The sequence below is a fragment of the Lysinibacillus sp. genome (assembly GCF_032093475.1).
Taxonomy (GTDB): domain Bacteria; phylum Bacillota; class Bacilli; order Bacillales_A; family Planococcaceae; genus Lysinibacillus; species Lysinibacillus irui.
Window position 1 is genome coordinate 19,962 of record NZ_DAMDAY010000051.1, and the last position, 7,381, is coordinate 27,342.

Below are 7,381 nucleotides of genomic sequence, written 5' to 3' on the forward strand. Positions count from 1 at the left end.
GTTGCGGTATTCATTGTTTCTTTTATAATGCTTTTACTTTTGCTACGACATTTTCTACCGTGAAGCCGTATTTTTCCATTACTACTTCACCTGGTGCTGATGCGCCAAATTTATCGATAGCAAGCACATCACCTTCAAAGCCAGTATACTTATGCCAGCCGAATGATGCACCCATTTCAATCGCAAGACGTTTTGTCACAGCTTTTGGTAGAACAGATTCTTTGTAAGCTGCATCTTGTTTTTCAAAGCGATCCATAGATGGCATTGAAACAACAGCTACATCCATTCCTTCAGCTTTTAATGCTTTTTGTGCTTCAACAGCAAGTGAAACCTCTGAGCCTGTTGCGATTAAAATCGCATCTGCAACTTCTTTTGTAGCAGGAGACACTGTATAAGCACCTTTTGTCACACCTTCACGTACTGTTTCAATAGAAGCGTCAAGTACTGGTAAGTTTTGACGTGATAATACTAAAACTGTTGGTGTTCTTTCAGAAGCTACTGCAAGTTCCCAAGCGACTGCTGATTCGTTTGCATCTGCAGGACGAATAACAGATAGATTTGGCATTGCACGTAATGATGCAAGGTGTTCGATTGGTTCATGAGTTGGACCATCTTCCCCTACTGCAATTGAGTCATGTGTAAATACATATGTTACAGGAAGACCCATTAATGCAGATAGGCGCACTGCTGGACGAACGTAATCTGAGAACACGAAGAACGTACCACCAAATACATTTAAACCACCGTGAAGTGCCATACCGTTCATAGCAGCACCCATTGCAAATTCACGAACACCGAACCAGATGTTGCGACCTGCATAATCGTCTGCTGAGAAGTCACCAGCGCCCTTCATTGTTGTTTTATTAGAGCCGGCAAGGTCAGCTGAACCCCCAAAGAAAGATGGTGTTTTCTTTGCGATGGCATTGATCGCATCACCAGATGAAGAACGCGTTGCTACTGATTTACCTGCCTCATATACTGGTAATTCAGAAGCAAAATCCTCTGGTAATTCACCATTCATTGCTTTTTCAAATTGAGCTGCTAACTCTGGGAATTCTTCTTTATATGCTGCAAATTTAGCATTCCAAGCTTCCTCTGGTTGTGCTCCTTGCACTTCAGCAGCAGCAGTAAATGTATCATATACTTCTGCAGGAATCTTGAACGGTTCGTGAGCCCACTCATAGGCAGCTTTCGTTAAAACAACTTCATCTGTACCTAGTGGTGCACCGTGAGAATCTGCTTTACCAGATTTATTTGGAGAACCAAAACCAATAACCGTTTTTACTTCAATTAATGTTGGTTTGCCAGTTGATTTTTTCGCTTCTTCAATGGCAGCATTAATCGCATCAACATCTGTACCATCTGCTACTTTTAAGTAATTCCAACCATAAGATTCAAAACGTTTTTGCACGTTTTCTGAGAATGACTTTTCTAAGTCACCATCCAAAGAAATATCATTAGAATCGTAAAGCACGATTAATTTTTCAAGTTTTAAGTGGCCTGCTAATGAAATAGCTTCAGCAGCTACACCTTCCATTAAGTCACCATCACCACATAGTGCAAATGTGTAGTGGTCAACGATGTCATGACCTGGTTTATTGTAAGTAGCCGCTAAATGACGCTCAGCCATTGCCATACCAACAGTCATAGCAATCCCTTGACCAAGAGGACCAGTTGTTGCCTCTACACCTACTGTATGACCGTATTCAGGATGTCCTGGTGTTAATGAATCCCATTGGCGGAAATTTTGAATTTCTTCCATTGGTAAACCATAGCCTCCAAGATGAAGTAAGCTGTATAGAAGCATTGAACCATGACCAGCTGACAGTACAAAACGATCACGGTTATACCATTTTGGATTGGCTGGATTATGGCGTAATTGTTTTGTCCATAGCGTATAAGCCATTGGCGCTGCCCCCATCGGTAAACCTGGGTGACCAGAATTTGCTTTTTCAATAGCGTCGATTGACAAAGTTCGGATAGCATTAATTGCTAATAGATCCGCATGTTGAGTCATTATATTGTGACATCCTTTCTCGTCCTATATATTGTTCTTTTACAGTTTAGTCAACATTGCTGTAGAAAACAATGCTTTTGTTATACTATTTGGTTTTTCATACATACTTTATTGAATTGTGTCACATTAATTTAGAAATTTATTTTTTTTCGCTTGTCTAACCTTCTCTGGTGTGACATCATTACCTTCTACATCCACCACTTTTACATTTTCAATCGTATCGCGCATTGTTGCTCGGAACGTATCTAAGTACTCCTTACGAAGCGCTGTTCGCTCCTTTGCCTCTTCCTCTGTTAATTGTCCACTTTTTGCTTTGGCAGAAAGTTCATTAATTCGATTAATTTTTTCTTTTGATAACATTGTTACACACCTTTCAATACCTATCTTAAAGACTTCAGTATGCAAAGTATAGCATGGTTTCCCTTAAAATGCAGTTATACCAACCCTTAATAACACCTCTTTGCTATTATTCACATGACTTCCAGATGTTAGAGGTGTATAACTATAGTAAAAGGGAAAAATTGATAGATATTGGGGGAATGAACGTGAATATTACAACTCAACGATTACTTATCAGAAATTTTGAAGCAAAAGATTTTCCTGCTATTTATAGCTATTTGTCAGATAAAACGGTGATGCATTACATGCCTGAAGGCGTTTTCGATGAAGAACAGGTACGAAAATTTATAATAGAAAACAGTGATGTACAAGCCAAACATTTTGCCATTGTTTTAAGAGAGCAACAATTGGTGATCGGTCATATTGTTTTTCACCGATACTTTGGTGAACATACCTATGAAATCGGATGGGTTTTAAATCCTCTTTATCAGAACCATGGGTTTGCTTCTGAAGCGGCGCGTGCTGTTTTAGATTATGGCTTCACCGAAATGAAGCTTCATAGAATAATTGCAACATGTCAGCCCGAAAATATCGCTTCATATAGGGTCATGGAAAAGATAGGTATGCGACGTGAAGGTTTTTTTAAAAAATGTATACCGCATGGTGAAGATTGGTGGGATGAATTTTATTACGCCATTTTGCAGGAAGAGTGGACGAACAAAGGAGAGTGTGAATGAAGAAAACGGCTGTATTATTATACCCTCAATTTAGTGAATATGAATTAAGCGTGGCCTTGTCTATATTAATGCAAGGTGGCAAACCTATCATCACCCTAGGTTTAGACAATGAACCAATACGCGGGGAATCGGGTTTATGCTGTGTAGTGGATTCTCTAATAAGCGAGGCGAACTTAGCTGATATTGATAGTCTTGTATTGCCAGGATGCATGGACATATCTTGCCTACAACAAGAACAGGAAATATTCGATTTTATACGTGCAATCCACGATAAAGAAGGCATTATCGCAAGTATCTCTAGCTCCCCCTATTTATTAGCAAAGGCTGGAATTTTAGCAAACAAACAATACACGGTTGGTTTGCCTTTAGATGGAATAAGACAGTTAGGGATTTTTGATCTACGACATTATTCTGACGAACTCTTTGTGCAAGACGGCCATATCATTACAGCACGTGGTAGAGCCTTTATTCAATTCGGTATTAATTTAGGGAAAGCGCTAAATCTAAATTTTAATGCCAACTGGTATGAAAAATAAAACACTCCACATGTCTAATCCCTTGGACATTTCTTGTAGATTTTCGCTATAATAATGTCTAATACTTCGGACAAAAATGGAGGGGTAAATCTGAAGAATATTATCAAAGTTTTGAGAAAAAGATTAGGAATAACACAAGCTGCTCTTGCTAAGGAATGCGGGGTTGTCAGACAAACAATCAATTGTATTGAAAATGATAAGTACGATCCGACGCTTGAATTAGCTTTTAAAATTGCTAAAGTCCTCAATAGTCGTATTGATGAGGTGTTTATCTATGAATAGATTTCATCCTAATTATATGATTACTATGAAAGATTTCGTAAAAGAGGACTCCGTATTATTACGAAAACAAACACAAGAAGTGACAATCCCTGTGACAAAAGAAGACCAATATACATTATTATCAATGCTGCAATATTTAAAAAATAGCCAAGATCCAAATCTAGCAAAAAAATATAAGCTTCGACCTGGAAGTGGACTATCAGCTAACCAAATTGGCGTAGATAAACGAATGTTTGCTATATTTTTTGATGACTATGAAATGATGTTGATCAACCCTAAAATAATCAGTCATTCAGTAAATATGATTTATTTACCAGAGGGAGAAGGGTGTTTATCTGTTAATCGACCAGTCCATGGTTTTGTGCCAAGATATGAACGTATTAAGGTTAAAGGTTATAACATTAATGGACAAGAAATCATCGTGCAGTTACAGGGCTATGGTGCAATTGTTGTCCAACATGAAATCGACCATCTAAACGGCATTATGTTTTATGACCGAATTAATAAAGAACACCCTTTTAAACTACCTACTAACGTAAGCATAGAAAGCTTATCTTCCTATTAATAGCGAAGTACAGAAGATAAAAAAAGATTAGCAGGCTATATCATTTTCCTGCTAATCTTTCTTGATGTTCTTGAAATCTGCGATGGACAGTCGCTTTACTAACTTCAAAACCTAACCCTCTAAGCGTTATAGAAATTTCTTCAAAGGTAAATCCACGTTTACGCAGCTTGACAATTTCATCTACAGGTAGTTCCTTACGCTCCTGACCATGCGGGTTACCTCGATTCGATAAATTGTTTTCAGGACGGTAGCCATTCTCTACAGCACGGCGCATACCTCTACGTATTTTAGCATTATGTATTCTACGCTGGTATTCCTCTACTATCGCTAAAATCTCAAGCAGCATCGTGTCCATTTCGTTTAGTTGCACCGGTCCTGCATCACGCATAGAGAAAACATCTGTTGCTGATTTTTGTAACAAATGCAACACAGCCATCCTTGCATTTCCACGTCCTAAACGTGTTTCATCTTGTACAAAAAGCGCGTTAATCCCCTTTTCTTTAATGAAATCAAGCATTTCAAGTAAGCCCTCACGTTCTACATCGTAGCCGCTGTGCTTATCCTTAAAAACGCCCTTCACCTCATAACCTTGCTCTTTTGCATAGCGCAGTAACTCTTCTTGTTGTCGCTCTAAAGACGAGCTTTGTGTTTCCTTTTCAGTACTTACACGGCAATAGACAACAGCCGACAGTTGATTATTGATCATTGTTCGTTTCTCGCAATTTCAATGGTATTGATGGGATCGGCCTGATTACTCACTACAGGAATGACTAGAGATTTTCCTGCCACAATTTTAATATCCGCTAGCTCATTTTCTGTTTTCACAAGCTTAATCCAATCTTCAGTACTCATTTTACCACGGTATTGCTCTGCTAACGACCATAAGCTATCCCCGTGTTCGATTTGAATTTCAGCGTAACTAACGTGTCCTGGATCAGTAATGTAAAGATATCCTGCAAATAGTAGACAAACTCCCATCAAGATTGAAATATGTGTGTTTTTCTTTAACCATGTCATGTTCAAAACCCCTTTTGTAGAATGTTTGTTCGGAATGTATGTTCTCATAATAAAGCGAACAAACGTTTTTGTCAAACACTTTTCGAACCTATGTTTGCATACGTGTTCGCATTCTGTTATACTATCAAATAAGAAGAATGATATTAGAAAAAAGAGGTGAGCACTCATGAAAAAAGTTTCAAAAAGACAAGAGGATATTTTAGCTTTTATTAAAGAAGAGGTACGAGCTAAGGGCTATCCACCATCAGTACGAGAAATCGGGGAAGCAGTTGGACTTGCTTCAAGTTCCACTGTTCATGGTCATCTAGCTCGATTAGAACAAAAAGGCTTTATTCGTCGAGATCCAACAAAGCCACGTGCGATTGAAATTCTAGAGCCTGAAGAATCCATTCAAAAGCAACAAGTAATTCATGTTCCACTTGTTGGTAAGGTTACAGCCGGTTCTCCTATTACAGCTATTGAAAACATTGAAGAGTATTTCCCGCTACCAGATACGTATGGCACAAGTGAAGATCAATTGTTCATGCTTGAAATTATGGGGGAATCAATGATTGAAGCAGGAATTTTAGATGGGGACTTAGTCATTGTGAAGCAAAAGGCAACAGCCAATAACGGTGATATTGTTGTAGCTATGACAGCTGAGGATGAAGCCACTGTAAAACGTTTTTTCAAAGAAAAAAACCATTTCCGTTTACAGCCTGAAAATTCATCCATGGAGCCAATTATTGTCGATCAAGTTTCTATTTTAGGACAAGTTGTTGGTCTCTACCGTCGTGTGCATTAATTACGAAAATAGGTATCGAGGATTATATGTTCCTTATGAGCATGTATCCTCTTTTTTACGCAAAAAAAGAATCCACATACTAGCATTGGATTCTTTACTCTATGCCCTTCTAAGCTTCTTTTTTGAACTTTAAGCTAGCCTCTACAAATGCTGAAAATAATTTTATAGCGTTCTCTTCTCCTGCTATGGCCATTTCCTCAGGATGCCACTGAACTGCCAAGCAAAATGGTAAATCTTCATGAACTACCGCTTCGATAATACCATCGCTTGATTTCGCTGCTACTTTTAATTTCTCTGCTAGAACATTCACAGCCTGATGATGAAATGAATTTACAGCAACTTTCTCTTGTTCTAAAATAGTTGCTAATAAATTATCTGCAATAATCTGTACATAATGAGTAGCTACAGCTCGACCTGATTGCTGTGCATGTTTAAGCAACTTCGTACTAAAATGGTCACTATCAATGTCCTGATATAAAGTACCACCTAATGCGACATTTAAAATTTGGATTCCACGACAAATACCGAAAATAGGCATTTTTCGTATAAAAGCAGCTTCAATTAAAGCTAGTTCAACTGTATCCCTCGCTGGATGAATTTTCCCTAGCTTTGGTGATGGCTCTGCTCCGAATAGAAATGGATGCACATCATAGCCACCCGATAACAATAAACCATCTGTAAGAGCTAAAATTTGAGCCGCATCCTCCTCAACACCTAAAGGAATAATAAGCGGAATTCCTCCCGCCTCAATAATACTTTGACTGTAAGCAGCATTTAAATGAACGGATAAATCATCCTCCACAAAGGCTGTAATGCCAATAACCGGTTTCACTTGCTTCCCTCCATATTCTTGAAGATTGACAATTACCAAAAACCTAAATACCAATTGATTAATGAATCACCATAAAAATAAACAATGATCGCTGCTAAGGCGATAGACGGACCAAAGGGGAAGGGTGTTTTTCTTCCTTGCTTACGCTTGAACAAAATGATAACCCCCACAATCATACCGATAACTGCCGCCAGAAATAGTGTTAACAGTGTATTGATTGTGCCAAGAACGAGTCCAATTAAAAAGAATAATTTAATATCTCCTCAACCCAT

10 protein-coding genes and 1 pseudogene are annotated in these 7,381 nt (G+C 38.4%); 5 read left to right on the forward strand and 6 right to left on the reverse strand.

Annotation, left to right across the window (positions count from 1 at the left end; genetic code table 11):
• Window positions 1-22: 22 nt before the first annotated feature.
• Together tkt and RT445_RS12275 are read right to left on the reverse strand one after the other, a co-directional pair.
• The gene (gene tkt, locus RT445_RS12270; protein ID WP_312505376.1) at window positions 23-2,017 is read right to left on the reverse strand and encodes a transketolase; all 1,995 of its coding nucleotides are present in this window, start codon (window positions 2,015-2,017) and stop codon (window positions 23-25) included.
• 126 nt (window positions 2,018-2,143) lie between these two features.
• Window positions 2,144-2,377: a DUF896 domain-containing protein gene (locus RT445_RS12275; protein WP_274796159.1), complete on the reverse strand. Its 234-nt coding sequence runs from the start codon at window positions 2,375-2,377 to the stop codon at window positions 2,144-2,146.
• Between the two features lie 185 nt (window positions 2,378-2,562).
• Between RT445_RS12275 and RT445_RS12280 the strand changes: the two genes are divergently transcribed.
• The 4 genes from RT445_RS12280 (at window position 2,563) to def (ending at window position 4,476) form a co-directional block, all read left to right on the forward strand.
• Window positions 2,563-3,093: a GNAT family N-acetyltransferase gene (locus RT445_RS12280; protein ID WP_312505374.1), complete on the forward strand. Its 531-nt coding sequence runs from the start codon at window positions 2,563-2,565 to the stop codon at window positions 3,091-3,093.
• Entirely contained in the window at window positions 3,090-3,629 is a 540-nt protein-coding gene (locus tag RT445_RS12285; RefSeq protein WP_312505373.1) for a DJ-1/PfpI family protein, read from the forward strand. Before RT445_RS12280 ends, RT445_RS12285 begins: the two co-directional genes overlap by 4 nt.
• 90 nt (window positions 3,630-3,719) lie before the next feature.
• Window positions 3,720-3,911: a helix-turn-helix transcriptional regulator gene (locus RT445_RS12290; protein WP_274797284.1), complete on the forward strand. Its 192-nt coding sequence runs from the start codon at window positions 3,720-3,722 to the stop codon at window positions 3,909-3,911.
• Complete coding sequence (gene def / locus RT445_RS12295) at window positions 3,904-4,476, forward strand: peptide deformylase (protein ID WP_312505372.1); 573 nt, start codon at window positions 3,904-3,906, stop codon at window positions 4,474-4,476. The genes RT445_RS12290 and def overlap by 8 nt, the downstream gene beginning before the upstream one ends.
• Window positions 4,477-4,516: 40 nt before the next feature.
• Here the strand turns inward: def and RT445_RS12300 are convergent, their stop codons facing one another.
• Window positions 4,517-5,182: a YneB family resolvase-like protein gene (locus RT445_RS12300; protein ID WP_312505370.1), complete on the reverse strand. Its 666-nt coding sequence runs from the start codon at window positions 5,180-5,182 to the stop codon at window positions 4,517-4,519.
• Window positions 5,179-5,493 carry a cell division suppressor protein YneA gene (gene yneA, locus RT445_RS12305; RefSeq protein WP_312505368.1) on the reverse strand — a complete coding sequence of 105 codons (315 nt, stop codon included), beginning with the start codon at window positions 5,491-5,493 and terminating at the stop codon, window positions 5,179-5,181. The genes RT445_RS12300 and yneA overlap by 4 nt, the downstream gene beginning before the upstream one ends.
• 166 nt (window positions 5,494-5,659) lie before the next feature.
• Between yneA and lexA the strand changes: the two genes are divergently transcribed.
• Window positions 5,660-6,277, forward strand: a complete 618-nt coding sequence (gene lexA / locus RT445_RS12310; protein ID WP_004232118.1) for a transcriptional repressor LexA — start codon at window positions 5,660-5,662, stop codon at window positions 6,275-6,277.
• Window positions 6,278-6,386: 109 nt separating this feature from the next.
• Here the strand turns inward: lexA and RT445_RS12315 are convergent, their stop codons facing one another.
• Complete coding sequence (locus RT445_RS12315) at window positions 6,387-7,109, reverse strand: gamma-glutamyl-gamma-aminobutyrate hydrolase family protein (protein WP_312505366.1); 723 nt, start codon at window positions 7,107-7,109, stop codon at window positions 6,387-6,389.
• A gap of 32 nt (window positions 7,110-7,141) precedes the next feature.
• A pseudogene (locus RT445_RS12320) lies at window positions 7,142-7,372 on the reverse strand (prepilin peptidase); the annotation flags it as partial.
• Between the last annotated feature and the right edge of the window lie 9 nt (window positions 7,373-7,381).

Bases quoted from the DNA above. Each gene is read 5' to 3' on its own strand.
- RT445_RS12275 (WP_274796159.1), bottom strand. From the start codon at position 2,377: ATGTTATCAAAAGAAAAAATTAATCGAATTAATGAACTTTCTGCCAAA.
- def (WP_312505372.1), top strand. From the start codon at position 3,904: ATGAATAGATTTCATCCTAATTATATGATTACTATGAAAGATTTCGTA.
- RT445_RS12285 (WP_312505373.1), top strand. From the start codon at position 3,090: ATGAAGAAAACGGCTGTATTATTATACCCTCAATTTAGTGAATATGAA.
- RT445_RS12300 (WP_312505370.1), bottom strand. From the start codon at position 5,182: ATGATCAATAATCAACTGTCGGCTGTTGTCTATTGCCGTGTAAGTACT.
- lexA (WP_004232118.1), top strand. From the start codon at position 5,660: ATGAAAAAAGTTTCAAAAAGACAAGAGGATATTTTAGCTTTTATTAAA.
- tkt (WP_312505376.1), bottom strand. From the start codon at position 2,017: ATGACTCAACATGCGGATCTATTAGCAATTAATGCTATCCGAACTTTG.
- yneA (WP_312505368.1), bottom strand. From the start codon at position 5,493: ATGACATGGTTAAAGAAAAACACACATATTTCAATCTTGATGGGAGTT.